Annotated in this window: 18 protein-coding genes; 14 read left to right on the plus strand and 4 right to left on the minus strand. The window is 69.8% G+C overall.

The window, feature by feature from the left end:
* The first annotated feature begins 61 nt into the window (after positions 1–61).
* The 6 genes from AB0J87_RS01515 to AB0J87_RS01540 all read left to right on the plus strand — a co-directional run bounded on the left by AB0J87_RS01515 (position 62) and on the right by AB0J87_RS01540 (position 10,737).
* Positions 62–628 carry a TetR family transcriptional regulator gene (locus tag AB0J87_RS01515; protein WP_363962182.1) on the plus strand — a complete coding sequence of 189 codons (567 nt, stop codon included), beginning with the start codon at positions 62–64 and terminating at the stop codon, positions 626–628.
* A 97-nt stretch (positions 629–725) separates the two neighbouring features.
* Positions 726–1,727: an ABC transporter ATP-binding protein gene (locus AB0J87_RS01520; RefSeq protein WP_363962183.1), complete on the plus strand. Its 1,002-nt coding sequence runs from the start codon at positions 726–728 to the stop codon at positions 1,725–1,727.
* 195 nt (positions 1,728–1,922) lie between these two features.
* On the plus strand, positions 1,923–2,423 hold the full coding sequence (locus tag AB0J87_RS01525; protein ID WP_355204541.1) for a hypothetical protein: 501 nt from the start codon (positions 1,923–1,925) through the stop codon (positions 2,421–2,423).
* 16 nt (positions 2,424–2,439) lie between these two features.
* Entirely contained in the window at positions 2,440–2,937 is a 498-nt protein-coding gene (locus AB0J87_RS01530; protein WP_350733430.1) for a hypothetical protein, read from the plus strand.
* Positions 2,938–3,373: 436 nt separating this feature from the next.
* On the plus strand, positions 3,374–6,844 hold the full coding sequence (rpoB, locus tag AB0J87_RS01535) for a DNA-directed RNA polymerase subunit beta (protein ID WP_363962184.1): 3,471 nt from the start codon (positions 3,374–3,376) through the stop codon (positions 6,842–6,844).
* Between the two features lie 17 nt (positions 6,845–6,861).
* The gene (locus AB0J87_RS01540; RefSeq protein ID WP_350730968.1) at positions 6,862–10,737 is read left to right on the plus strand and encodes a DNA-directed RNA polymerase subunit beta'; all 3,876 of its coding nucleotides are present in this window, start codon (positions 6,862–6,864) and stop codon (positions 10,735–10,737) included.
* A 139-nt stretch (positions 10,738–10,876) separates the two neighbouring features.
* Here the strand turns inward: AB0J87_RS01540 and AB0J87_RS01545 are convergent, their stop codons facing one another.
* Genes AB0J87_RS01545 through AB0J87_RS01560 form a run of 4 tightly spaced genes read right to left on the minus strand, consistent with a single transcriptional unit; the run spans position 10,877 to position 15,207 of the window.
* Complete coding sequence (locus AB0J87_RS01545) at positions 10,877–12,088, minus strand: coproporphyrinogen-III oxidase family protein (RefSeq protein ID WP_363962185.1); 1,212 nt, start codon at positions 12,086–12,088, stop codon at positions 10,877–10,879.
* Positions 12,085–13,248 carry a cytochrome P450 gene (locus AB0J87_RS01550; protein WP_363962186.1) on the minus strand — a complete coding sequence of 388 codons (1,164 nt, stop codon included), beginning with the start codon at positions 13,246–13,248 and terminating at the stop codon, positions 12,085–12,087. The genes AB0J87_RS01545 and AB0J87_RS01550 overlap by 4 nt, the downstream gene beginning before the upstream one ends.
* Positions 13,245–14,465, minus strand: coding sequence for a cytochrome P450 (locus tag AB0J87_RS01555; RefSeq protein ID WP_363962187.1), 1,221 nt, complete (start codon positions 14,463–14,465; stop codon positions 13,245–13,247). The genes AB0J87_RS01550 and AB0J87_RS01555 overlap by 4 nt, the downstream gene beginning before the upstream one ends.
* A gap of 10 nt (positions 14,466–14,475) precedes the next feature.
* Positions 14,476–15,207 (minus strand): helix-turn-helix domain-containing protein, encoded by a 732-nt coding sequence (locus AB0J87_RS01560; protein ID WP_363962188.1) that lies wholly within the window; start codon positions 15,205–15,207, stop codon positions 14,476–14,478.
* Positions 15,208–15,553: 346 nt separating this feature from the next.
* On the opposite strand from AB0J87_RS01560, the gene AB0J87_RS01565 reads away from it, so the two are divergent.
* From AB0J87_RS01565 to AB0J87_RS01600, 8 genes are all read left to right on the plus strand, one after another.
* Positions 15,554–15,703: a thiomuracin/GE37468 family thiazolyl RiPP peptide gene (locus tag AB0J87_RS01565; protein ID WP_185070599.1), complete on the plus strand. Its 150-nt coding sequence runs from the start codon at positions 15,554–15,556 to the stop codon at positions 15,701–15,703.
* A gap of 78 nt (positions 15,704–15,781) precedes the next feature.
* On the plus strand, positions 15,782–18,334 hold the full coding sequence (locus AB0J87_RS01570) for a lantibiotic dehydratase (protein WP_363962189.1): 2,553 nt from the start codon (positions 15,782–15,784) through the stop codon (positions 18,332–18,334).
* Entirely contained in the window at positions 18,331–19,146 is an 816-nt protein-coding gene (locus tag AB0J87_RS01575; RefSeq protein WP_363962190.1) for a lantibiotic dehydratase C-terminal domain-containing protein, read from the plus strand. Before AB0J87_RS01570 ends, AB0J87_RS01575 begins: the two co-directional genes overlap by 4 nt.
* On the plus strand, positions 19,143–20,102 hold the full coding sequence (locus tag AB0J87_RS01580) for a lantibiotic dehydratase C-terminal domain-containing protein (protein ID WP_363962191.1): 960 nt from the start codon (positions 19,143–19,145) through the stop codon (positions 20,100–20,102). Before AB0J87_RS01575 ends, AB0J87_RS01580 begins: the two co-directional genes overlap by 4 nt.
* Entirely contained in the window at positions 20,099–21,385 is a 1,287-nt protein-coding gene (locus AB0J87_RS01585) for a SagB family peptide dehydrogenase (protein ID WP_363962192.1), read from the plus strand. Before AB0J87_RS01580 ends, AB0J87_RS01585 begins: the two co-directional genes overlap by 4 nt.
* On the plus strand, positions 21,382–23,196 hold the full coding sequence (locus tag AB0J87_RS01590) for a YcaO-like family protein (RefSeq protein ID WP_363962193.1): 1,815 nt from the start codon (positions 21,382–21,384) through the stop codon (positions 23,194–23,196). Before AB0J87_RS01585 ends, AB0J87_RS01590 begins: the two co-directional genes overlap by 4 nt.
* Positions 23,189–25,033 (plus strand): TOMM precursor leader peptide-binding protein, encoded by a 1,845-nt coding sequence (locus tag AB0J87_RS01595; RefSeq protein WP_363962194.1) that lies wholly within the window; start codon positions 23,189–23,191, stop codon positions 25,031–25,033. Before AB0J87_RS01590 ends, AB0J87_RS01595 begins: the two co-directional genes overlap by 8 nt.
* Complete coding sequence (locus AB0J87_RS01600; protein ID WP_363962195.1) at positions 25,030–26,262, plus strand: amidohydrolase; 1,233 nt, start codon at positions 25,030–25,032, stop codon at positions 26,260–26,262. The genes AB0J87_RS01595 and AB0J87_RS01600 overlap by 4 nt, the downstream gene beginning before the upstream one ends.
* Positions 26,263–26,540: the final 278 nt, after the last annotated feature.

Raw genomic sequence — 26,540 nt, forward strand, 5'->3', positions numbered from 1 at the left:
CGTTGACTCAACGAGCGTAGAGTGAATGGGCGAGGTCGGTCAACGCATGTAGAGTCGGGGCGTGGTCGAGAAGGGGCTTCCGCGGGCCGAGCGGCGGCGCAGGAGCGAGGAGCGGATCCTGGAGTCCGCCAGGGCGCTGTTCGCCGAGGTCGGGTTCGAGCGGGCCACCATCAGGGCCATCGCCAGGCGGGCCGAAGTCGATCCCGCCCTCGTGATGCAGTACTTCGGCAGCAAGCAGGAGCTCTTCCAGCGGGCCGTGCGGGTGGCGGCGGTCGCGCACGGCGCGCTGGGCGCCGACGAGGTGGTCGAGCAGGTGCTCGGCACGCTCGGCCTGAAGCTGGGCGAGCTGCCGCAGAGCTCGCTGGCCATGATGCGGTCCATGCTCACGCACCCCGAGGCGGCCGTCTCGGCGCGCAAGGTGCTGGGTGAGCAGATCGACCGGCTGGCCCAGGTCGTACCGGGCGAGGACGCGAGGCTGCGGGCGGCGCTGATGATGATGATCATGCTCGGCGTGACCGTCGGGCATCAGCTGCTCGACCTCGACGAGCTGCGCGGGGTGCCGCAGGAGGAGATCGCCCGGCTGCTGCGGCCCGGCCTGCAGGCGCTCGCCGGCCCGGAGGGCTCATAACCGCGCCGTAACAAGTTATTGGAACGGGTTCCAATTCGGTCGGCCGCCGTTACGGTTGAGAGGCCCCTGAATACTGCCTGCGATCGGAAGGTGTCCAGTGGGAGTCGAGGTCGTGGTCGACGGGCTGACCAAGTCGTTCGGCCGGCAGGTCATCTGGGAGGACGTCTCGCTCACGCTCCCCGCGGGCGAGATCTCCGTCCTGCTCGGCCCCTCGGGCACCGGGAAGTCGGTCTTCCTCAAGACGCTGGTGGGCCTGCTGCGGCCCGATCGCGGCCACATCTGGATCGACGGCTACGACCTGGCCAACTGCAACGAGAACAAGCTCTACGAGCTGCGCCGGCTGTTCGGGGTGCTCTTCCAGGACGGGGCGCTGTTCGGCTCGCTCAACCTCTACGACAACATCGCCTTCCCGCTGCGCGAGCACACCAAGAAGACCGAGTCGCAGATCCGCCAGATCGTGATGGAGAAGGTGGAGCTGGTCGGCCTGGTCGGCGCGGAGTCCAAGCTGCCCGGGGAGATCTCCGGCGGCATGCGCAAGCGCGCCGGGCTGGCCAGGGCGCTGGTGCTGGACCCGGAGATCATCCTGTTCGACGAGCCCGACTCCGGCCTCGACCCGGTCCGCACCGCGCTGCTCAACCAGACCATCGTCGACCTCAACGCCGAGATCGAGGCGACGTTCCTGATCGTGACGCACGACATCAACACCGCCCGTACGGTCCCCGACAGCATCGGGATGCTGTTCAGGCGCGAGCTGGTCATGTTCGGCCCGCGCGAGATGCTGCTGTCGAGCGACGAGCCGGTGGTGCGGCAGTTCCTCAACGCCAGGAGGCACGGCCCCATCGGCATGTCGGAGGAGAAGGACCTCTCCGAGCTGGAGGCCGAGGCCCAGATGGGGCTCGATCCCGGCGTGCTGCCGCCGATCCCGCCGCAGCTCATGCCGACCGGCAACCGGATCCGTCGCTCGCAGCAGCCGCCGGGGGCGTGGCTGGCGGCCAACGGCGTGATCCCGCCGCAGGGGTCGTTCGTCGACGAACGCGGGCGTAACTGGCTGGAGGAGTATCCCCGCCTCGTGAACGCCCACCTCCACGGCGTCCAGTGACCCCCTGACTTCCTGTCAGGTAGGGCGGCGACAGGCCCTCAGCGGGCAGCTGAGGGCCGCCTGAGGGCATATCGGGGAGATCCGGGCTCGTTGCCCGATTCGTGCCACGTCCTCTACCGTCTCGGTTGGTTCGGGGGCTCCAGCGCGGAGCCGGGGGTTATGATCCGGCGACCGGCTGGGGAAGGGGTGAGTGACGTGGCAGGACTTGCCGCCCGGCCCGCCCGCATCCTGATCGCCGCGCTCAGCGGAGTGCTCGCGGTGCTGGTCGGCCTGGGCGTGTGGATCGCCGCGCAGGCGCGCGAGGAGCAGGGCAGGGCAGGCGACAAGCAGGCGGCGCTCCTGGCGGCGGGGACCCACGCGAAGAACCTGATCTCGCTCGACTACAAGACCGTCGACGCCGACATCAGGCGCATCCTCGACACCTCGACGGGGCCGGCCAGGGCGGAGTACGAGGCCAGCGCCGCCAAGCTCAAGTCCACCACGGTCCAGAACAAGGTCATCCAGCACGGCGTGCTGCGTGCCACGGGGCTGGCCTCCTTGGCCGGCACCACGGCCAAGGTGCTGGTCGTGGCCGACGTGGAGATCCGCTGGGACGGCTCCAAGAGCCCGCCGCAGGAGCGGTACTACCGCTGGTCGATGGAGCTGGCCAAGGTCGGCGGCGCCTGGCTGGTGTCCAAGGCGGTGCAGGTGGCATGAGGTGGTGGAGGGCCAGGTGAGGACGGTCACGATCGTGCTGCTGGGGATCCTCGTGGTGGTGGCCGGGGTGCTGGTGCCCACGATGTGGTTCAACCTGCGCGACCTGCGGGCGGCCGACGCGGCCGGGACGCAGGCGATGGCGGCGGCCAAGGAGGTGGCGCCCGATCTGCTCTCCTACGACTACCGGACGGTGGAGGAGGATCTGGCCCGGGCGGGGACGCACACGACCGGGGAGTTGACCAAGCACTACAAGGAGCTGACCACGTCCCTGGTGTCCAGGGCCAAGGCGCAGAAGATCGTGCAGACCGTGGCCGTGGCGGGGGCGGCGGTGGAGCGGGCGGCGCCCGATCGCGTAGAGGTTCTGCTGTTCGTGAACACGGGTATGGTCAAGAACGTTCCGGGCGAGGCCGCGCCACAGCAACAGTTCACCCAGAACCGCGCCAGGTTCGTCATGGTCCGGCAAGGATCACGCTGGCTGGTGGCCGACCTGTCGACCCTGCTCGGGACTGCCTGACGCCTACGGCGCGCCGCTTCGTTCAATTGTTACCAAAAATCAGGTTTAGCGAAGCCATTGGAGCGGGTATCTCCGTCACAGCTACACCGGTTGTCGGCATGGGTTCGGCCCCCGGTGTGACGGAGCGTTAACCGCCCCCGTTCGCGGGTATCGTCTTGGGCCTGGCGGTAGGCGCCCGGTCACACAGGGGAGAAAACCCAGCGTCCGGGCCCCTAGTCGGCTAAAAGTCGGGCTTGTGGGCTTGACGTTTCCGCCTGAACGGGCGATGCTGCGACCAACGTGGAGCATGAAGCGAGAGCGAAGTGGACAGGCGTGTGCCGTTCGGCTACACTGCCCCTTTGCGCTGCCCTTTGACGACCCGCTCCGCTTGCTCACGTTGCGAGGTTGTCTGGCGTGCGTGTAGTCAGTCCGCCGCGAGCCCTCGGAAGGACATCTGTTGGCAGCCTCGCGCAACGCCTCCGCCGTACCCGCTGGTCCCCGTCGCGTGTCATTCGCGCGCATCCAGGAGCCCCTCGAAGTTCCTGACCTTCTCGCTCTGCAGACCGAGTCGTTCGACTGGCTGCTCGGAAACGAGAAGTGGAAGGCCCGGGTAGAGGCGGCTCGCCAGGCCGGGCGCAAGGACGTCCCGACTCAGTCGGGCCTCGAAGAGATCTTCGAAGAGATCAGTCCGATCGAGGACTTCTCGGGGACCATGTCCTTGTCGTTCCGCGACCACCGATTCGAGCCGCCGAAGTACTCAGTAGATGAGTGCAAAGACAAGGACATGACCTTCTCCGCCCCGATGTTCGTGACGGCGGAGTTCATCAATAACACCACCGGTGAGATCAAGAGCCAGACGGTGTTCATGGGCGATTTCCCGCTCATGACGCCGAAGGGCACATTCATCATCAACGGCACCGAGCGTGTCGTGGTCTCGCAGCTGGTCCGTTCGCCCGGTGTCTACTTCGAACGCAATGTCGACAAGACGTCCGACAAGGACCTGTTCGGCTGCAAGGTCATCCCGTCGCGGGGTGCCTGGCTGGAGTTCGAGATCGACAAGCGCGACAGCGTCGGTGTTCGCATCGACCGCAAGCGCAAGCAGGCCGTCACGGTGCTGCTCAAGGCGCTGGGCTGGACCAGCGAGCAGATCCTCGAGAAGTTCGGCCAGTACGAATCGATGCGGGCCACCCTGGAGAAGGACCACACGGCCGGCCAGGATGACGCGCTGCTGGACATCTACCGCAAGCTGCGGCCGGGTGAGCCGCCGACCAAGGAGTCGGCGCAGACCCTGCTGGAGAACCTCTATTTCAATCCCAAGCGGTACGACCTGGCCAAGGTCGGTCGTTACAAGATCAACAAGAAGCTCGGGGTCGACTCGGAGATCTCGCAGGGCACCCTGACCGAGGACGACATCGTCGCCACGATCGAGTACATCGTCCGCCTGCACGCGGGCGAGGAGTCGATGCCGGGTGCCAACGACCGCGAGATCATCGTCGAGGTCGACGACATCGACCACTTCGGCAACCGTCGTCTGCGCAGTGTCGGCGAGCTCATCCAGAACCAGGTCCGCCTGGGCCTGGCCCGTATGGAGCGCGTCGTTCGCGAGCGCATGACCACGCAGGACGTCGAGGCGATCACGCCGCAGACCCTGATCAACATCCGCCCGGTCGTGGCGTCGATCAAGGAGTTCTTCGGCACCTCGCAGCTGTCGCAGTTCATGGACCAGACCAACCCGCTGGCCGGCCTGACGCACAAGCGGCGTCTGTCCGCGCTGGGTCCCGGTGGTCTGTCCCGTGAGCGGGCCGGCTTCGAGGTCCGTGACGTGCACCCGTCCCACTACGGCCGGATGTGTCCGATCGAGACCCCTGAAGGTCCGAACATCGGCCTCATCGGCTCGCTGGCCTCCTACGGGCGGATCAACGCCTTCGGGTTCGTCGAGACGCCTTACCGCAAGGTCGTCGACGGCAAGGTCACCGAGCAGATCGATTACCTGACCGCCGACGAGGAAGACCGCTACGTCAAGGCGCAGGCCAACACGGTGCTCAACGCCGACGGCTCGTTCGCCGAGCCTCGCGTCCTGGTCCGCACCAAGGGCGGTGAGACCGAGCTCATGCGGGCCGAGGAGGTCGACTACATCGACGTGTCGCCGCGCCAGATGGTGTCGGTGGCCACCGCGATGATCCCCTTCCTCGAGCACGACGACGCCAACCGCGCGCTCATGGGCTCCAACATGCAGAGGCAGTCCGTGCCGCTGCTGAAGAGCGAGTCGCCGCTGGTCGGCACCGGCATGGAATACCGTGCCGCGACCGACGCCGGCGACGTCATCAACGCCGAGAAGGCGGGTGTGGTCGAGGAGGTCTCCGCCGACTACATCACCGTCATGAACGACGACGGCACGCGCACCACCTACCGTGTCGCCAAGTTCAAGCGCTCCAACCAGGGCACCTCGTTCAACCAGAAGCCCATCGTCGCCGAGGGCGACCGGGTGGAGGTCAACCAGGTCATCGCCGACGGTCCCTGCACCGACAAGGGCGAGATGGCGCTGGGCAAGAACCTCCTGGTGGCGTTCATGCCGTGGGAGGGCCACAACTACGAAGACGCGATCATCCTGTCCCAGCGACTGGTGCAGGACGACGTGCTGTCCTCGATCCACATCGAGGAGCACGAGGTCGACGCCCGCGACACCAAGCTGGGCCCCGAGGAGATCACCCGGGACATCCCGAACGTCTCCGAGGAGGTCCTGGCCGACCTCGACGAGCGCGGCATCATCCGCATCGGCGCCGAGGTCGTCCCCGGTGACATCCTGGTCGGCAAGGTCACGCCCAAGGGTGAGACCGAGCTGACGCCGGAGGAGCGGCTGCTGCGCGCGATCTTCGGTGAGAAGGCCCGCGAAGTCCGTGACACCTCGCTGAAGGTGCCGCACGGCGAGCAGGGCAAGGTCATCGGCGTCCGCGTGTTCTCCCGCGAGGAGGGCGACGAGCTGCCTCCCGGTGTGAACGAGCTGGTCCGCGTCTACGTGGCCCAGAAGCGCAAGATCACCGACGGCGACAAGCTGGCCGGCCGGCACGGCAACAAGGGCGTCATCTCCAAGATCCTGCCCGTGGAGGACATGCCGTTCCTGGAGGACGGCACGCCGGTCGACATCATCCTCAACCCGCTGGGCGTGCCCGGCCGGATGAACGTCGGCCAGGTGCTGGAGACCCACCTGGGGTGGATCGCCGCCCGCGGCTGGGACATCTCCGGCGTCGCCGAGGCATGGGCCGAGCGGCTGCGTGACAAGGGCTTCGAGAAGGTGGCCCCGCGCACCAACATGGCCACGCCGGTCTTCGACGGCGCCCACGAGGAGGAGATCGTCGGTCTCCTCGATAACACCATCGCCAACCGCGACGGTGACCGGATGGTGCAGCGCAGCGGCAAGGCGCAGCTGTTCGACGGCCGTTCCGGTGAGCCGTTCCCGTATCCCATCTCGGTCGGCTACATCTACATCCTCAAGCTGCTGCACCTGGTCGACGACAAGATCCACGCGCGTTCGACGGGTCCGTACTCGATGATCACCCAGCAGCCGCTGGGTGGTAAGGCGCAGTTCGGTGGCCAGCGCTTCGGTGAGATGGAGGTGTGGGCGCTGGAGGCGTACGGCGCCGCCTACGCCCTGCAGGAGCTGCTGACCATCAAGTCCGACGACGTTCTCGGCCGGGTGAAGGTCTACGAGGCCATCGTCAAGGGCGAGAACATTCCCGAGCCGGGCATTCCGGAGTCCTTCAAGGTCCTCATCAAGGAAATGCAGTCGCTGTGCCTCAATGTCGAGGTGCTCTCCAGCGACGGCATGTCCATCGAGATGCGCGACACGGACGAGGACGTCTTCCGCGCGGCGGAAGAGCTCGGCATCGATCTGTCCCGGCGTGAGCCGAGCAGCGTGGAAGAAGTCTGAGGGGGAGATCGCACAAAATGCTGGACGTCAACTTCTTCGACGAGCTCAGGATCGGCCTCGCGACGGCCGACGACATCCGTCAGTGGTCGCACGGCGAGGTCAAGAAGCCCGAGACCATCAACTACCGCACCCTCAAGCCGGAAAAGGACGGGCTCTTCTGCGAGAAGATCTTCGGTCCGACCCGCGACTGGGAGTGCTACTGCGGCAAGTACAAGCGCGTCCGCTTCAAGGGCATCATCTGTGAGCGCTGTGGCGTCGAGGTGACTCGCGCCAAGGTGCGTCGTGAGCGGATGGGTCACATCGAGCTGGCCGCGCCGGTCACGCACATCTGGTACTTCAAGGGCGTCCCGTCGCGCCTCGGCTACCTGCTCGACCTGGCCCCGAAGGACCTGGAGAAGGTCATCTACTTCGCGGCCTACATGATCACGCATGTCGACACCGAGATGCGTGAGCGTGACCTGCCCTCGCTGGAGGCGAAGATCTCCGTCGAGCGGCAGCACATCGAGCAGCGCCGTGACGCCGACGTCGAGACCCGGCAGAAGAAGCTCGAGGCCGACCTGGCCGAGCTCGAGGCCGCCGGGGCCAAGGGCGACCAGCGCCGCAAGGTCCGCGAGGGCGCCGAGCGCGAGATGCGTCAGCTCCGCGACCGGGCCCAGCGCGAGCTGGACCGGCTCGACGAGGTCTGGAGCCGCTTCAAGAACCTCAAGGTCCAGGACCTCGAGGGCGACGAGCTGCTCTACCGCGAGATGCGCGACCGCTTCGGCCGCTACTTCAAGGGCGGCATGGGCGCGCAGGCGATCCAGGACCGCCTGATCAGCTTCGACCTCGACGTCGAGTCTGAGAACCTGCGCGAGACGATCCGCAGCGGCAAGGGCCAGAAGAAGGCCCGCGCGCTCAAGCGGCTCAAGGTGGTGTCGGCGTTCCTCAACACCACCAACTCGCCGCGCGGCATGGTGCTCGACTGCATCCCGGTCATCCCGCCGGACCTGCGCCCGATGGTGCAGCTCGACGGTGGCCGGTTCGCGACCTCCGACCTCAACGACCTCTACCGCCGGGTCATCAACCGGAACAACCGCCTCAAGCGTCTGCTCGACCTCGGCGCGCCCGAGATCATCGTGAACAACGAGAAGCGGATGCTGCAGGAGGCCGTCGACGCGCTGTTCGACAACGGCCGTCGCGGTCGCCCGGTCACCGGTCCCGGCAACAGGCCGCTGAAGTCCCTGAGCGACATGCTCAAGGGTAAGCAGGGTCGTTTCCGCCAGAACCTGCTGGGCAAGCGAGTCGACTACTCCGGCCGTTCGGTCATCGTCGTCGGCCCGCAGCTCAAGCTGCACCAGTGCGGTCTGCCCAAGCAGATGGCGCTGGAGCTGTTCAAGCCGTTCGTGATGAAGCGGCTCGTGGACCTCAACCACGCGCAGAACATCAAGTCGGCCAAGCGGATGGTCGAGCGCGCCCGCCCCGTGGTGTGGGACGTGCTCGAAGAGGTCATCACCGAGCACCCGGTGCTGCTCAACCGCGCTCCGACGCTCCACCGTCTGGGCATCCAGGCGTTCGAGCCGCAGCTGGTCGAGGGCAAGGCCATCCAGATCCACCCGCTCGTCTGCACCGCGTTCAACGCGGACTTCGACGGCGACCAGATGGCCGTGCACCTGCCGCTGTCGGCTGAGGCCCAGGCCGAGGCACGCATCCTGATGCTCTCGACCAACAACATCCTCAAGCCGGCCGACGGCAAGCCCGTGACGATGCCCACCCAGGACATGGTCATCGGCCTCTACTGGCTGACCACCCAGAAGGAAGGCGCGATCGGCGAGGGCCGCGTGTTCGGCTCGATCGCCGAGGCGCAGATGGCCTTCGACCGCCGCGAGCTGGAGATTCAGGCGAAGATCCAGCTCCGGATGAAGGACATCCTGCCGCCGCGCGACTGGGTCGCGCCCGAGGGCTGGGAGCAGGGTGACCCGATCCGGCTGGAGACCACGTTCGGCCGGTGCCTGTTCAACCTGACGCTGCCCGACAGCTACCCGTTCGTCGACTTCCAGGTCGGCAAGAAGCAGCTGTCCACGATCGTGAACGAGCTGGCGGAGACCTACCCCAAGATCGAGGTCGCCGCTTCGCTCGACGCGCTCAAGGACGCCGGCTTCCGCTGGGCGACGCGCTCCGGTGTCACGATCTCGATCGAGGACGTCGTCGCGCCGCCGAACAAGACCGACATCATGGAAAACTACGAGCGCCGGGCCGACAAGGTCCAGCGGGAGTACGAGCGCGGTCTGATCACCGACGAGGAGCGCCGTCAGGAGCTCATCGAGATCTGGACGCACGCGACGGCCGACGTCGAGACCGACATGGTCAACGCCTTCCCGGCGACCAACCCGGTCTGGATGATGGTCAACTCCGGCGCCCGTGGTAACAAGATGCAGGTCCGGCAGATCGCCGGTATCCGCGGCCTGGTGTCCAACACCAAGGGTGAGACGATCCCGCGGCCGATCAAGGCCTCGTTCCGCGAGGGCCTGTCGGTGCTGGAGTACTTCATCTCCACCCACGGTCAGCGGAAGGGTCTGGCCGACACCGCCCTGCGTACCGCCGACTCGGGCTACCTGACCCGTCGTCTGGTGGACGTGGCGCAGGACGTCATCGTGCGCGAGATCGACTGCGGCACCGACCGCGCCGTCCCGCTGCACGTCGGCGAGCGCGACGCGTCGGGCAACCTGGTCAAGGCCGAGAACGCCGAGTCCAACGTGCACGGCCGCATCCTGGCCGAGGACGTCGAGGTCGACGGCAAGGTCATCGCGGCGGCGGGTGTCGACATCAACGACAACCACGTCACCGCGCTGGTCCAGGCCGGCATCGAGACCGTCCGCACCCGCAGCGCGCTCGTCTGCGAGGCCAAGATCGGTGTCTGCGCGACCTGCTACGGCCGCTCGCTGGCCACCGGCAAGCTCGTGGACGTCGGCGAGGCGGTCGGCATCATCGCCGCCCAGTCGATCGGTGAGCCTGGCACGCAGCTGACCATGCGTACGTTCCACACCGGTGGTGTGGCCGGCGCCGACATCACCCACGGTCTGCCCCGTGTCACGGAGCTGTTCGAGGCGCGCATCCCCAAGGGTGTCGCCCCGATCTCCGAGGCCGAGGGCCGGGCTCGCATCGACGAGACCGACAAGACCCGGAAGATCGTCATCACTCCGGACGACGGCTCGGAAGAGATCGCCTACCCGGTGTCGATGCGCTCGCGCCTGCTCGTGCAGGACGGTCAGCGGATCACGGTCGGGCAGCAGCTCGTCGCCGGTGCGGTCAACCCCAACGAGGTGCTGCGCATCCTCGGCCCGCGGGCCGTGCAGCTGCACCTGGTGGCGGAGGTCCAGCAGGTCTACCGGTCGCAGGGTGTGTCCATCCACGACAAGCACATCGAGATCATCGTGCGGCAGATGCTCAAGCGCGTGAACGTGCTCGAGTCCGGTGACACCGACCTGCTGCCCGGCGAGCTCGTGGAGCGGCCGCGCTTCGAGCTGATGAACCGCGAGACGGTGGCGGAGGGCGGCTCGCCGGCCGCCGGCCGTCCGGTCCTCATGGGCATCACCAAGGCGTCGCTGGCCACCGAGTCGTGGCTGTCGGCGGCCTCCTTCCAGGAGACGACCAGGGTGCTGACGGACGCGGCGATCCACGCCAAGTCCGACTCGCTGCTGGGCCTGAAGGAGAACGTCATCATCGGTAAGCTCATCCCGGCCGGCACGGGCATGCCCCAGTACCGGAACATCCGGGTGGAGCCGACCGAGGAGGCCAAGGCGGCCATGTACACCGTGGGTGGCTACGACGGCTCCGCCGCCGACTACACCTTCGGGACTGGCAGTGGCGAGGCGGTTCCGCTGGAGGAGTACGACTTCGGTCAGTACAACCGGTGATGTTCTTCTAGTCGCCGGGTGACGCGCCCGGGCTCCCGATTACGGGGGCCCGGGCGCGCTGCTTTTCGTGCCCGTTTGGTGTGGCGGGCTCTCCCACCCCGCCCACCGCACGTCCCGCACCGGCTGCGGTCGTGGGGGGTTATGTGGGTGAGGGGGTCAGGGGGATCACCTCGTTGGTGGTGGTGTCCGGGGTGGTGATCCAGGTGAGGGCGATGAAGATCTGGGCGATGTCGTCGCGGTGGAGGCGGATGCCGTTGCGGTCGACGATGACCCGGCCGCGCTCGTTCATGCGTTCCAGGTACGCCATCACCTCGGGGTCGGAGCAGGCCGTGCGGAGGGGGACGCCGGTGCGTTCCTGGTAGAGGCGGGCGTCCAGGCCCTCGGCCGTCGTGAGCGCCTGGGACAGGAAGTGGAGGGTGAGCTGTGGGGAGTGGGCCGGGGCGTTGACGTCGAAGGCCAGCGGGTTGGCGTTGTAGTGGGCCAGCTTGCCCTTCTCGTAGCTCAGGTAGCGGCGGCCGATCAGGGAGTTGGCGCCCGAGCCGAAGCCGATCCAGTCCATCCGGAGCTGGTAGTACGCCTCGTCCGACTGGCAGCGTGGGTGGCCGAAGTAGGACATGGCGTATTCGGGGAAGCCTGCCCCTTCCAGCAGCTCCCTGGCGATGCCGTACGCCTGGAGCTGGAGGTTGAGGTCCAGCTGGGCGCCCCGGTGGACCTGCTTGCGCAGCACCGTACCGGGGCTGGCCCGGTAGGGGTAGATCGAGAAGTGGTTGATGGGCAGGGTCAGGGCCGTACGGACCGAGTCGGCGACCTCCTGGCCGGTCTGCCCGGGGAAGCCGACGATCAGGTCGATGTTGATGTTGGTGAAGCCGGCCTCGTGGGCGTCCTGGACGGCGGTGAGGGCCTGGTCGGCGGCGTGGGCGCGGCCGAGGCGGCGCAGGCGCGCGTCGTCGAAGGACTGGACGCCGATGCTGATCCGGTTGAAGCCGAGCCCGCGCAGGAGGCGTAGTTTGTCCCGGTCGAGGGATTCCGGGCTGCCCTCGATCGTGGCCTCCCTGACCGTGCTCAGGCCGACCTCGGCGGACAGCGTGCCGTACAGGGACTCGATCTCGTGGAGGCCGAGGATGCTGGCCGTGCCGCCGCCCCAGTAGACGATGTCGGGGTGGTAGTGCTCGCGCAGGGCGGGGGCCTGGACGCGGATCTGGGTCTTGATGGCCTCCAGGTAGGCGACGCGGCCGGGGCTCTGCGCGCCGAGCCGCAGGTCGCGTACGGGGACCTGGACCACCCAGTCGCAGAAGTGGCACTTGGAGTTGCAGAAGGGGACGTTCGCGTAGATCAGCAGGGGCTTGGTCATGAGGAACCTCTCACGTGCATCTCCCTGACGCCGAAGATCTGGCTCTCGTAGAAGGAGCGCTTTTCGGGACGGAGCTCGGTGAAGCGGCTCAGCAGGCGCTCCAGCGCGATGCGGCCCTCCAGGCGCCCGAGCTGGGCGCCCAGGCAGAAGTGCACGCCGTGGCCGAACGCGAGCTGGCCGGTGAGCCGCCGGTCCAGGTCGAAGCGCTCGGGGTCGGCGAAGTGGCGTTCGTCGTGGTTGGCGGACAGGAGCCAGGCCATGACGAACCTGTCGGCCGGGATGGTCTCGCCGGCCACCCGTAGGTCCTGCGTGGTCACCCTGCCCGCCTGCATGAACGGCGAGCGCAGGCGCATGCTCTCCTCCAGCGCCTGGGGGATGAGCGACATGTCGGCTCTTGTCCGGTGGGCGGCCTCGGGGGTGTCCGCCAGGCAGAGCACGGTGTTGCCGATCAGCACGGTGGTGGTGACGTGTCCGGCCAGGAGGAGCAGGCTCGCGGTGTTGACGACCTGCTCCGCGTCGAGCCGCTCGCCGTCGATCTCGGCGTGGACGAGGCGGGTGAGCAGGTCGTCCCTGGGGCGGGTACGGCGGTCCGCGCAGTGCTCGCGCAGGTAGTCGTTCATCTCCGCCATGGCCGCCGCCACCCGCCCGGCCAGCGACGGGTCGGCGAAGTCGGGCACCTGGAGCGACATGAGCCGGTCCGACCAGGTGCGGAACAGGTCGCGATCGGACGGCGGGACGCCGAGCAGCTCGGCGACCACGGTGACGGGCAGGGGATAGGCCAGGCTCTCGACCAGGTCGAAGTCGGGGCCGGGCAGCGAGTCGAGGAGCTCGTCGGTGATCGCGGCGATGCGCGGTTCGAGGGTCGCGATGGAGCCCGGGGTGAAGGCCGCGGTGATCAGCCGGCGCTGGTGGCGGTGTTCGGGCGGGTCGATCATCGTGATGCCGCCCTGGCCGAACGGCTGCCGTCCCATCAGCCTGGTCCGGTCGGAGGAGAACCGCTCGTGGTCCGCCAGAACGGCGCGTACGTCGTCGTAGCGGAAGACGTGGTACATCCCATAGGAATCCCGCCAGACCGGATGCCTGTCGCGCATCTGGCGCAGCCAGGCGAACAGGGACGTGCCGCCGTCGGTGGCCGAAGGCGGCCCCTCGGGGGCGGTCATCGGGGCGCCCGCTTGACGCGTACCGGCAGGCTCTTGACGCCGAACATGGGGTCCTCGTAGTAAGACAGCTCCGCGTCCGGGTCGATCTCGACCTGCTCGAACCGGTCGAACACCAGCTCCAGCGCCACCTTCCCCTCCACCCTCGCCAGCGGCGCACCCAGGCAGAAGTGGATGCCGTGGCCGAAGGCGTACTGGCGGTTGGGCTGGCGGCCGGGGTCGAGCCGGTACGGGTCGGGGAACTGGCGCTCGTCGTAGTTCGCGGACAGCAGCCAGTTGATCACCATGGAACCGGCCGGGATCGGCGTGCCGTCGATCTCGACGTCGGCCGTGGGGAGCCTGGCGGCCTGGGTGAGCGGCGGGCGCAGCCGGAGCACCTCCTCGAAGGCCGGTGCGATCAGCTCCCGGTCGGCCCGTACGACGCTCTCCACGCCGGGCTCGTCACGGAAGCACAGGAACGCGTTCCCCAGCGCCATGGTGCTGGTGATCTGCCCGGCGAGCAGCAGCAGGCAGGAGGAGTTGACGATCTCGGCGTCGGTGAGCCGGTCGCCGTCCACCTCGGCCGCGACCAGCCGGCTGACCAGGTCGTCCTGCGGACGGGTACGGCGCTCGCGTACGTGGGTGAGGACGTATTCCCCCATTTCGCGCATGGCCTGGCCGACCATCCGCCCGATCTCGATGTCCCGCGGGTCCTCGACGTGCAGCGCGACCAGCCGATCGGCCCAGGTGCGGAACAGCTCGCGGTCGTGGATCGGGATGCCGAGCAGCTCGGCGATCACCATCACGGGCAGTGGGTGCGCGATCTTCTCGACCAGGTCGAACTCGTCCTCGTCGATCTCGTCCAGCAGCGCCGTGGTGAGCTCGGCGATCCGCGGCACCATGTCCGAGGACATTTTCGGAGTGAACGCCTGGCTGATGAGTTTGCGGAGCTTTCGGTGCTCCGGCGGGTCGGTGAGCATCAGGCTGCCCCCGCTGAACGGATCGCCGCCGGGCCGGAGCCGGTTGATGTCAGAGGAGAACGTCGCATAGTCCGACATCACCCGCTGTACGGCCGCATGCCGGAAAACATGGAAGATGCCGAATGCGTCGCGCCAGACCGGTTGTTCGTCCCGCATCGTGCCGAGCCACTTGAGGAGGGTCTGGCCGCCGTCCTCGATACGCGGCCGGGAGTCGACCGGCATCGTCATCGTCGGGTCCGGCGGGACGTGTGTCTCGTTCACAATTGACTCCTCAGACGGAGGCGGCCAGGGGTTGGGGGATGAGTTTCGCCCGATATTTCGCCGCGGCGCCGTCGAAGATCTCGACGGTACGGCGGGCGGGATCGGTCAGCTCTGCGGCCGGGACCTGGTCGGCAGGTTCGAAAGAGCTCCTGATGAGACCGGCCAGACTGTCGGCGTGGGCGGCAAGATCGGGTCGCGCGCCGGCGATCTCGGCGTGCAGATGAAGTTTGATGAAACCGGAAAGCAGGGCGTCCAGCGCGAAACTGTGGGACGGATCCCACATTCCGCTCTCGTGGAGCATCCGGAGATAATCGCGAAATGGCGTGAACGTCGTGAACCGATAACACTGGAAGTCGAGCTGTGGATCGTCGCAGGCTCTTCCGATCGTTTCTTTGTCATAGGTGTAGAGTGCTCGGAAGAGTGGATACTTGAACACGAGCGTGAACAGCTCGCGAGAGAACTCCGAGAGCTGCGCGACGGCAGGACGAAGCATCGCTATTCGCGAAATGTCCTGGCAGACTCCGACGATTTCCTGAATGACGAGCGTTCTTATGAGATCGTCTTTCGTGTCCCAGCTGAGATAGATGGTGCCCTTGCCGATGTCCGCCCGGCGGGCGATCTCGTCCATCGTGGTCCGCTTGTAGCCGGATCGCAGGAGCAGGCTCCTGGTGACGTCCATCGTCCGGCGTACGCGATCGTCGCTGGTCCTGGCACCCGTGCTGCGCGTTGAGACAGCGCTCATGGCTCGATGGCCCCTTCCCCGTAAGAGCTGGTGCGCAATAAGCCGGTATTCCCTACCGACTAGGGGGCTTTTCGTTTGAGATGTGCTCTGGGCCCGTCAGAGCTGGCGGTTTCGAAGATATTCGAAATGCCCCGATTTCAACAGTCAGGTTCCCCCTCCCTGACTGGCTGACCGATTTTCGATTTTAGTCAGACAGTTCGGATTCTTGACCGTGTTCCATATGTACACCTAGCGTCGGCGATGTCGCAAGGGTGTTCCTATACCAGGCGATGACCTCCGTGCGATGCACATCCGTGCGTTTGCCTGGAATGTCGATGGGGCGTTTACCCCCGGAAGGAGAGTCCGCATGGACCTCAGCGATCTGCCCATGGACGTCTTCGAACTCGCCGATGACGGTGTTGCGGTCGAGTCCCTTACTGCTGGTCACGGCATGACCGAAGTGGGAGCTTCGTGTAACTGCTTCTGCTACATCTGCTGCTCCTGCTCGAGCGCCTGACGCGGTACGCGGGCGCCGCAGTTGCGGCGCCCGCGCCTGTTGCCTTTTGGCGCCAATAAAGCGAATGGGGCTCATGTAATGACGGTTATTGAGCGGGAAAACGACGGCCCGCCGGTCGCTGTCCGCACATGCGGGGTCGCGGCCGCGGAGCTGGAATCCCTGCGATGGGACGAGTCCTATGCGCTGGTGACCCGGCTGCTCGCCGAGACCGCCCGGGTGGAGGCGGACGGGCGGCGGCTGGCCGTGGCGCTCGGTGACGTCATCGGACACCTCGGCGCGTCCGGGGCCCGGCCCGCGCTCGTGGGGCTGCGGCGGGCGCTGCACACCGGGCGTCTTCCCGCCGGGCGGGAGTGGGGGTCCGAGGCCGGTGCGGCGCTGCCGTACGGGCTGAGGGGTGAGGTGGAGGAGTGGGTACGGCGTGCGCGCGAGTGCGCCGGGCTGCGCGCCCGCCTGCCCGAGGTCGTCGCCCGGGAGTCCCTGGAGAAGGAGGAACGGCTGCGCGCCGCCGCGGCCGAGCCCGCCTTCCGCAGGGGGCTGGCGCTGGCCGGTGGCGAGCTGGCGGCCGACCTGGAGAGATGGCTCGCGGACGCTGCCCGGCGCCCCAAGCCGCAGAAGCTGCTCAGGCTGGCCAAATACCTGGTCAGGGCCGCCGTGAAGACCAGCCCGTACAGCACCTTCACCAGCACCGGGCGGGCGGTGTGGGGCGGTGCCGAGCGGCACCTGGAGGGTGTGGTGCCGGTGCTGGAGGTAGACGGTGCCCGGACGCTCTCGGACGATTGGGTCAGGGTGAATCCGTCGGTCGCCCTCGCGGGCGGGATGGCGGAGTTCATCGGGCCGCCTCCCGGGGAGGCGCTGGTGTCCATCGGGGTGACGGAGGCGGTGGCCGCGTGCCTGCGTGTCGCGGAGGGCGGGGAGTGGGTGCGGCGGGACCGGTTCGCCGAGGTTCTGGGGGCTGAGCCTGCCGCAGTCGCGAAATTTCTGGACAAGCTGCTCACGGTCGGGCTCCTGGAGGCCCGCCCGGACGACAGCCCGCTCCCGGACCTGCTGGACGGCATCCGGCGCACGGAACGCGCCACCGACCCGTCCACCGTCCGCCACGAACTCGCGCGATTGATCGCCGCCGCCCACGCCTGTCGTGCCGCCGCTGATACGACCAAGAGCGCTGCCCCTGCCGAGCGTGCCGCTTGGGGCGGTGCTGGTGGCGGTGGCACCGCTGGGGGAGCCGGCGGCGCTGATGCCAAGCGCGCCACTCGAGGCGGTGGCCGGGCCGCTGTCGTGGGCCGTGATCGTGGCGACAGTGGTGTGGGGCGGCCGGTTGTGCATGAGGTCGCGGTGTGCGTTGAGCCCGTGGCGAGGCTTAATCCGGCGCGATGGCGTGGCGGCCTTGCCGATCTCGACGTCGTACGCCGCTGGCTGGCCGTTTTCGACGCCAAGCACCCCATGCGCCTGGCGGTCGCCGACTACCTCACCACCCGGTACGGCCCCGACCCGGCCGTCCCCTTCCTCACGCTCCACCGCCACATCCAGCGCGAGCTGGCCGGCACCGGCGAGGCAGGCCGGGAGTTGCGCGCGTTCCTCGGCTCATCGGCCGCCTGGACCCGGCCACTGGCCACCTCCGCCCTCCCCAGGATCCGGGAGCTGGAGCACCTCAGGGCCGAGGCGAGAAGCCTGGCGCTGGACGCGGAGGACCCCGACGGCACCTGCCGCGTCACCCCCGGACGGCTGGCCGCGCAGCTGGAGTCGTGGCCGTCCTGGATCGCGATCCCCGCCTCCTCGGCCTGCTACGTACAGTCGGTGGCCGACACCCTGGTGCTCAACGTCGTCCATGGCGGGCACGGCCGAGCCCTGCGCAGGCTCGACCACCTCGTCGAACGCGCCGGCGGCCACCCCGAGCCGCCCCGGCTCCAGGACCCGGAGGGTGCGGTCTACGCCGAGTTCTCCGGCGACCTGGGCTCCACGCTCAACGCGCGCCCGCCGAGCACCCGATATGAGATCGACTACCCCCACTCGCCCGGCACGCGCCCGCCCGGCCTGCGGCTGCCGCTCACGGACCTGCACGTGACGCTCTGCCCGGACAGCGGCCTGCCCGAGCTGCGTTCCAAGCGGCTCGGCCGCCGGGTCGTACCGTTGCATCTCGGGATGGCCGCCGAGTTCCGGCTGCCGCCGGCCGCGCGGTTCATCGAACGGGTCTTCGGCCCCGGCTACCTGCTCCATCCCAGCTCGCCACCGCTGGTGCGGATGGGCCGGGTCCCGTCGGAGGTGACCCGATATCCGCGCGTCGAGGCCGGGCGAGTGGTGGTGCAGCGGCGTCGCTGGCTGGCGCCGGGGGCCACGCTGCCGGTGCGCGCGAAGGGCGAGGGCGACGCGGCGTACCTCACGCGGCTGATCGCCTGGGCGGACGGGTACGGCGTACCGCACCGATCGTTCGTCCGCGCCTGGCCGGAGCAGACGGGCGACAAAGGGCAGGACAAGGCGCGCAAACCGCTCTTCCTGGACCTGGCGAACCTGTTCCTGGTCAGGAACTTCGAGCGGCAGATACGCGGCTGCGCGTTCGCGCTCTTCGAGGAGGCGCTGCCCGACCCGGGGCCGGAGCGGGTGACCGAATACCTGATCGAGGTGGGAGGCCGATGAGCTGGGTCAGTGTGCACGTCTTCTCGCAGGGGCCGCTCGACGACATGATCAGCGGCCTGGCCGGGCCGCTCCTCGGCGACGACGGCTTCTTCCTGCGCTACTGGGAGGGCGGCCCGCATCTGCGGATCAGGGTCAGGTCGCATCCGGCGGAGCACGTCGTCGAGCGGGCCGAGGCGTATCTGCGCGAGCATCCGTCGGAGGCGGTGATCGACCCGGAGGAGTACGCCAGGCTCGCCGCGACCCTCGCCGCCCGCGAAGGCGTCCCGGGCTACGCACGGCGTCTCTATCCGAACGACTCCGCCCACCTCATCCCGTACCGGCCGGAACACGACCGCTACGGCACGGGCCGCTCGCTCGACGCCGTGGAGCGGCACTTCCACGACTCCAGCGTGATCGCACTCCAGCTGATCGAGGCAGGGCTCGGACACGAGAGGCGGAGCGTGGCATGGCTGACCATGCTGCTGGTCGCCTGGCAGGTCGCGGGGGAGGGCAGGATGTTCGGTCCACCCGCTGATGCCGGGTCGCATGTGGCCCGCGAGCGGATGGTGGCGCTGGTCGAGCATGCCAGGACGGTGACGCAGGGGCCTCCGCCGAGTGAGCCCCGTGGCGTGGTGGCCACCTGGTACGCCTCGATCGCGGGGCTGGCGGAGGAGCTGGCGGCGGCGGGGTTCGACGCGGCGCGGACGGGGGCGACCGTCGACCTGGCCGCGCATCTGCTGGCCAACAGGCTGGGGATCCGGGTGCAGGAGGAGACCCGGCTGCGTCACCTGGCGTCCCGGGCCTCGCGGGAGTCGGAGGTGGGGGTCGGATGACCTGGACGCGGCTGCGGGTGGACTATCACGACGGCCCGATGGACGACCTCATCCTGGACGCGATCCGGCCGGCCTGGCATGAAATACGGGGATATTTCCTGCGCCACTGGGTGCGCGGCCCGCATCTGCGGATCTTCGTGGACGGCGACGCCACGGAGATCGCCCGGGCGGTCGAGCGCCATCTGGCCGCCGACCCGTCCGCCGGCACCACCGACCCGCAGGCGCTGCTCCCCCTGCACGAGCGCCTGGCCGAGCTGGAAGGCGAACAAGGGCCGCTGCTGCCATGGGCGCCCGACAACACCGTCGCCGCCGAACCCCCAGGACTCGACACCGAGCTCGACCGGTTCCTCGCGGACTTCTACGCCGACACCACCGAGGCCGCGTTCGACGCCCTCGACCGGGTCAGAGCCGGCACACCGCTGCCGGGCATCGCCTTCGACCTGGTGGTCGCCACGGCGCACGACCTGTCGGAGGGCGGCCTGCCCGCCGCCAGGACCTCGCTGCGCTCGCACGCCGAGGCGTACCTGTCGCGCCTGCCGGAAGGCGTCCGCGCCCAATGGCAGGCCCACTACGAACGCAACAGGGAGCCGCTCACCGCCAGGATCAAGGCCCTGACCGGCGCCGCAGAGCCCGGCGCGTGGCTGCGTACGATCCGGAACACCCACGACCGGGGCCGAATCCTCATTGACGAGGGACGCCTGAGCCTCCGCTACGCCACCGGCGGCCCCGCCACCCAGCCCCCGCTCGCCCAGGTCTCCCCCTTCCACCGGCACCTGGAGACCGACGAACGCTGGCTCGCCCTGAAGGACACCCCCGCCTTCGCCGCCTACCGCCTGGCCCTGAACTGCGCGTACCTCCACCTCACCAGGATCGGCCTCACGCCCGACCAGCGCTTCCTGATCTGCCACCTCGCCGCGAGCGCCGCCGACGACGTCTACCGGGCCGCGGCCTCATGACCGGGGAACGGTACGAGCTGCGCGCCGGAGTGCACCTGGCCCGGCTGGACGCGGGGGCCCGCCTGTTCGCCTGGCCGCACGCCGAGACCCTCGGCGAACTCGCGGGGGATGAGCTTCACCTGCTCCGCGACCTGGCCGCCGGACCCCGCACGGCCGGGGGACCGCTCGTCGAACGGTTGCGCGCCGGAGGCTGGCTCAAGATCACAATCACCCGGGATGGCGCGCCGCTCTACACACTCGACCCGTTGCGCCCGCCGCCGCCACGGCCGGCGGTGCCGGAGCGGCCGGTTCTGTCCAGGTTCGCCATGCTGCGGCGCGAGGGGGAGGCGCTGGTCGTCAGCTCCCCGCTCGCCTGGTGCGACCTGTACGTCCACGACCCCGCCCTGGTCGGCGACGTGGTCCGGCCCGGCGGCGAGGTCCTGGCCGACCTGGCGTGGGCCGGGCTGGCGGTGCCCGAGGGGGCCGAGGAGCGGGAGCTGCGGTTCCGGCAGTGGGCGCCGCACGAGCTGGAGTTCCATGATCGGAGCCGGGTGGGTCACCGCGGCTACCTGGGCGACGGGTTCGGCGGGACGTTCTGGGCCCGCGGCCGGTTCGACCCGCTGCCCGCACGGCCCCGGCCCTACCCCGGCCGGGCGATCGAGCTGCCCACGCCCGACCTGGACGAGCTGCGGCTCAAGGACCCCTCGCTCACGGACGTGCTGGAGGGCCGCAGGTCCGTACGCGAGCACGACGACGCGCGCCCGATCACCCTCGACCTGCTCGGCGAGCTGCTGTACCGCACGGCCAGGGTGCGGGAGTGCTGGACGGCCGACGGCGTCGAGTACACCCGCAAGCCGTACCCCTCCGGAGGGTCCGTCCACGAGCTGGAGATCTACCCCGTCGTCAGGAACGTGGCCGGGCTCGAACCCGGCATGTACCACTACGACGGGCACGACCACGTGCTCAGACCGGTACGCGAGGCCGGCCATCCCGCCGTACGCCGGCTGCTGACCGTCGCCGGGCACGGCGCCGCCACCGGCCGCCCACCCCAGGTCCTGCTCGCGGTCTCCAGCCGCGCCGGCCGGCTGCTGTGGAAGTACGAAGGCATGGGGTACGCGCTGACGCTCAAACACGTGGGCGTGCTCTACCAGACGCTCTACTGCGTGGCCACGGCGATGGGCCTGGCGGCCTGCGGGCTCGGCAGCGGCGACTCGGCCGCGTTCGCCGAGGCGACCGGACGGGACCCGCTGGAGGAGTGCGCGGTCGGCGAATTCATGATCGGAACCGCGGAGGCACCACGTTGAACGACTTCAAGCCCAGACTTCCTGCCGACGTACGCTTCGCGCCCACCTCCGGCGGTGTCGCCTTCCTCACCCGCGAAGGCGTCGTGCGGATGAACGGGGCCTCCGTCCACCTATGGGTGGAGCGGCTGGCCGTGCACCTCGACGGGAGCAGGACCGTGGCCGAGCTGACCGCGGAGCTGCCCGACGAGCGGCGGGCGTTCGTGACGAGCCTGCTGACCACGCTGCGCGAGCGCGGGCTGGTGGAGGACGCGGGGGAGCGCGGGGTGCTGCCCGTGGCGGCCGGCGCCACGTGTTCGCTGCTGGCCGACGCGGACCGGTTCGGCGAGCTGGCGCCCGCCCTGGCCGACGCCATGCGCAGGCTGGGGCTGGAGGTGCTGGGGGAGCCGTCGGGCGGGGCGCTCGTGCACGTCGCGGCGGCCGACGCGGACGGGCTGGCCGCCGCCGGGCGCCTCGACCGGCTGAGCGCCGAGCGCGGACTGCCCGTCGCGCACGTGCTGCTGCGCGAGGGCGAGGCGTGGTGGAGCGAGAGCGGCGTCGTCGGGCGCGACGTCCCGCCGTGGGCGGCCGGGTGGCGGCGGCTGGCGGCCATGGAGGCCGTCCCGCGTACCGCCGGGCACGTCTCCGTGTCGCCCGTCGCCGCTGCCGTAGTCGCCGGGCAGGTGGTGGCGGACCTGGGGCGCTGCCTGTCCGGAACGCCTCGCGTGTCCGGCGGTCCGCGTCTGCACGTGGTGGACCTGGACGGGTTCGGCACGCGTACGCACTCCTTCCTGCCGCACCTGTCGGCGCTGCCGCCCGGCACGGGGGCGAGCGCGGGGCCGCTCGGCGAGGAGGAGTTCTCGCGGCGGGCGGCCAGGTTGATGGACTCGCGGACGGGAGTGTTCGCCGAGATCGAGGAGGGGGAGTACGGGCAGCTCCCGCTGCACGTTTCGGTGACCACGGTGGCCGATCCGATGGGGATCCTCGGAGGGTCGCGGGCGCGGGTGATCGGCGTGGGGGCGGACTTCGCCGCCGCGCGATACCGGGCGGCGCTGAAGGCGATCACCGTGCACGGGCTGCTCGCCCTCGACCCCCGCCGCCTGGTCACGGCCGAGGGGACACCACTGACCGGCGAAGGGGAACGGCCGCCGGATGACGGCCGCCTGGCCGACCCGCTGGTGGACGACGTCGCCGCGGGACGGGTCGAGGCATTCGTGCGCGGCCGTGACCTCGTCGAGGGCGGTGAGGTGCTGCTGCCCGCCCGCGCGGTGTTCCTGGACCCGCACGCCACCGGGGCCGCCGCGGGTTACTCGGCCGATGAGGCGCTGGTCGCGGGGTTGCTGGACCACTGCGCGGCGCTGGCCGGGTTCGGCGGGCCGCTGCCGGCCGTGGACGTGGGCGGCGCGCGGGCGGCCGACGACGAGACCGCGCGTTCGGCGGCGCTGCTGGACGCGATCGGGCTGCCGTACCAGGTGCTGGACGCCACCGGCCCCTCGGGCGTGCCCGTGTACGCGGGGACGCTCGCCGGGCGGCTGGTGGCGCGGGCGGCGGGCGTCACGCCCTTGGCCGCGCTGCGGGCCACGCTCGAAGGGATCCTGGCCGCGTACCAGGGCATTCCCGGCTCTGCGCCCCTGCCCGAGCTGTGCCCGGCCGTCGCGCAGGAGCCGCCGGTCGCCGTCGACACCGAGGCGGCCGGGCTCGGCGCCGGTGAGCTCGCCGCCGCCCTGGCCGGCGCCGGGCTGCGGGTCAGCGCCGTTCCGCTGGATCACGACCGGGAGGTACACGCGCTCATGCCGCACGTCGTCCGCGTCGTCACGGAGCCGCTCCATGGCTGAGGTCATGGGGACGGGCCTGCTGGCCGAGGAGATCACGATCGCGCTGAAAGACCGCGACGGGCGGGAGGAGGTGACGATCAGCGCCTGCGACGGCTGGGCGCGCGGCCCCCGGCGCGACGGGGGCGCGTGGCTGCCCGTGTGGGTCGAGTACGGGGTCGCCGTCATCGGGCCGCTGCAACGGCCCGGCGAACCCGGCTGCCTGACCTGCTTCGAGACCCGCCGAAACCGGGTCAGGACCGACAGCGCCGATCGGGCCGCCGTCCTGGCCGTCCACGGCCCCGAACTCGCCGAGCGGGCCTCCCCGTACCTCGGCCGCCTGGCCGCCCGCACGATCGCGGCCCTGGCCACGCACGCCGCCGAGGGTCCCGGGTGCGCCGTCTGGCACGTCGACCTGCGCACGCTCACCGCCGAACGCCACACGTTCCTGCCGGAACCCCACTGCCCCGACTGCGGCGGCCTGCCGGACGACGACCGCGCGTCCGCCGTGTTCGAGCCCGGCGCCGCCCCGCGGCCTCCCGGCTACCGGGTCAGGGACGTGCCGGCCGAGCACGGCGCGCTGCTCGACACGTACGTGGACGGCGAATGCGGGCTGATCAGACCCCTCGTCCGGGACACGCTCGGCGGCCTGGTGATCGCCGGGGCGATGCTGCCGCTGCGGTTCGAGGGCGGTTCGGAGCCCGGCGTGGGCCGCACCCGCGGCTACCGGGCCAGCGAGGTCACCGCCGTGCTCGAAGCGCTCGAACGGTGGGGCGGCGTCGAGCCCGGCGGCAAGCGCACGCGCGTGCGGGCCTCCTACGCGGAGGTGGCCGCGGACGCGCTCGACCCGCGAACCCTGGGCGAGCACGACACCTCGTCCTACGAGAGGGAGGGGTTCGCGTTCCGGCCGTTCACCGAGGACGCCGTCTGCGACTGGGTATGGGGGTACTCCTTCGGCCGGCGGGCGCCGATCCTCGTGCCGGAGAGCCTGGCTTATTACTACGTACGGGGGCGGGAGCGGCCGTTCCTGTTCGAGATCTCGAACGGGTGCGCGCTCGGCGGCAGCATGGCCGAGGCCCTGCTCTACGGGCTGCTGGAGACGGTCGAGCGGGACGCCTTCCTCATGACCTGGTACGGGCGGCTCCCGGTGCCGCGGATCGACCCCGGCACGGCACGGGACCGCACCATCCCGCTCCAGGCCGCCGCGATCACCGCGGAGACCGGCTACCGGGTCGAGCTGTACGACACGACGATGGAGCACGGCGTCCCCAGCGTGTGGGCGATGGGCGTGCGGCAGGACGGCGACCCGGGCAGGCCGCGCATGGTGTGCGCCGCCGGGGCCCATCTGGTGCCGGAGAAGGCCGTGCTCGGCGCGCTGAGCGAGCTCGGGCCGCTGCTGGCCGACCTGATCCGCCGATATCCGGACGAGGTTCACCGAGCCCAGGAGATGGTGATAAATCCTGATCTGGTGGCCACGATGCACGACCACTCCACCCTGTACGGCGCCGACGCCGCCTTCGACCGGCTCACGTTCCTGACCGAGGGCACGGCCGTGCGACGCCTGCCCGACATGGAGGCGTTCACCGTGCCCGGCGATCTCGACGTCACGCGGGTGGTGGACCGCTTCCTCGCCGAGGGCATGGACGTCGTCGTCATCGACCAGACCACGCCGGAGCACCGGGCCTGCGGCTTCTCCTGCGTCAAGGTGCTGGTCCCCGGCACGCTCCCGATGACCTTCGGCCACCGCAACCGCAGGGTGCGCGGTCTGACGCGTCCGCTGGAGGTTCCGTACCGGCTCGGCCACCGCACCGCGCCCCTGACCCCGGTCGACCTGAACCCCGACCCACACCCCTTCCCATGACCGCCGAACCGTCCCCCGCGCCGTCGGGGTCGTCTCCCGTGACCGCCGAGCTGCGTGACCTGGCGATCTTCCGGGCCGACCTGCACGCCCACCCCGAGCTGTCCTGGCAGGAGGACAGGACGGCCGCTCGCCTGGCGGGGCGGCTGGTCGCGGCCGGGTACGAGGTGACGACCGGGGTCGGCGGCCATGGGGTGGTCGGGAGGCTGTGCCGCGGCGACGGGATCACGGTCATGCTCAGGGCCGAACTGGACGCGCTCCCCGTCAAGGAGGAGACCGGTCTGTCGTACGCAAGCACCGCCACCGCGACGACCCCCGACGGCAGGACGGTCCCGGTCTCCCACGCCTGCGGTCACGACCTCCACCTCGCCTGCCTGGCCGGCGCCGCCCGGCGGCTGGCCGCCTCCGACGACTGGCGGGGCACGGTGCTCGTGATCGGCCAGCCCGCGGAGGAGACGCTGGAGGGCGCCGCGGCGATGCTGGCCGACGGCCTGTACGAGCGGTTCGGCGTCCCGGACGTGGCGCTGGCCCAGCACGTCTCGCCGTTCCCCGCGGGCCTGATCGCCTACCCGGAGCCGCCCACCGCGGCCGGCGCCGAACTCCGCGTCGTCGTCACGGGAGACGGCGGGCACGCCGGAGAAGTGGGCCAAGCCGTCGGGCGCAATCCGGTCGCGGCCGTCGCCGAGCTCGTCCACCGGCTCGATCGGACGGCGTTCGACCAGGCGATCGTCACCGTGGGGACGCTGCACGCGGGCGAGCGCGCGAACGTCGTCCCCACCCTCGCCGAGGCGGGGATCACGGTCAGGGCCGCGACGGAGGACGCGGTGACCCGGGCCGTCGCCCGCGTCGCGCGGCTGGCGGAGGAGACGGCGGGAGCCGGCGTCATCGTGGTCTCCAGGGTGCCGCCCGGTGTGAACGACCGCGCCGCCACCGCCCTGGTACGCCGGGCCCACGAGGCCGCGCTCGGCACGGTCGTCACCGCCCCAGGCGGCACGGCCTGCGAGGACTTCCCCCTCTACGGCGTCCCTTCCGTCTACTGGTACGTAGGCGCGGCCCCACCCTCCGGCCTGGTCGGACGCCCGCATACCGGGACTTTCCGCCCCGATCCCCTGCCCACGTTGAGGGCAGGGGTCACCGCCGTGCAAACGGCTGCCCTGGCAGTCCTTGCGAACCCGTCACAGTTCGCCCCTCCATCCCGATATCATGGACCCGGAGCAGTAGCCGAGCACTGATGAAAACGGTCTCGGCGTCCTGGAGTGGCAAGGCTTGTCCGCTTTGCCGCGCCGCTTTGACGTGTCGCAGAGGCCTGGGTAGTCTTGAGCTTCGTGCCCGTCTCTAGCGGGCTCTCGACCGTGCGCTCATTACGAGCGCGGGACGGCTTCCTGGCTCGTAAACCTCGCGGGACGTCTGCGTGAATAGCGCGACACGCCCGAGCGCGGGGGCACCGAGACAAGAAAAATCAGCAGGTCATGACACCGGCAGTACCTGCGAAATGCATCACAACTGACGA

Origin of the sequence: Nonomuraea sp. NPDC049625 (assembly GCF_040675285.1) — a bacterium.
In the GTDB taxonomy this organism is placed as follows: Bacteria; Actinomycetota; Actinomycetes; order Streptosporangiales; family Streptosporangiaceae; genus Nonomuraea; species Nonomuraea angiospora_A.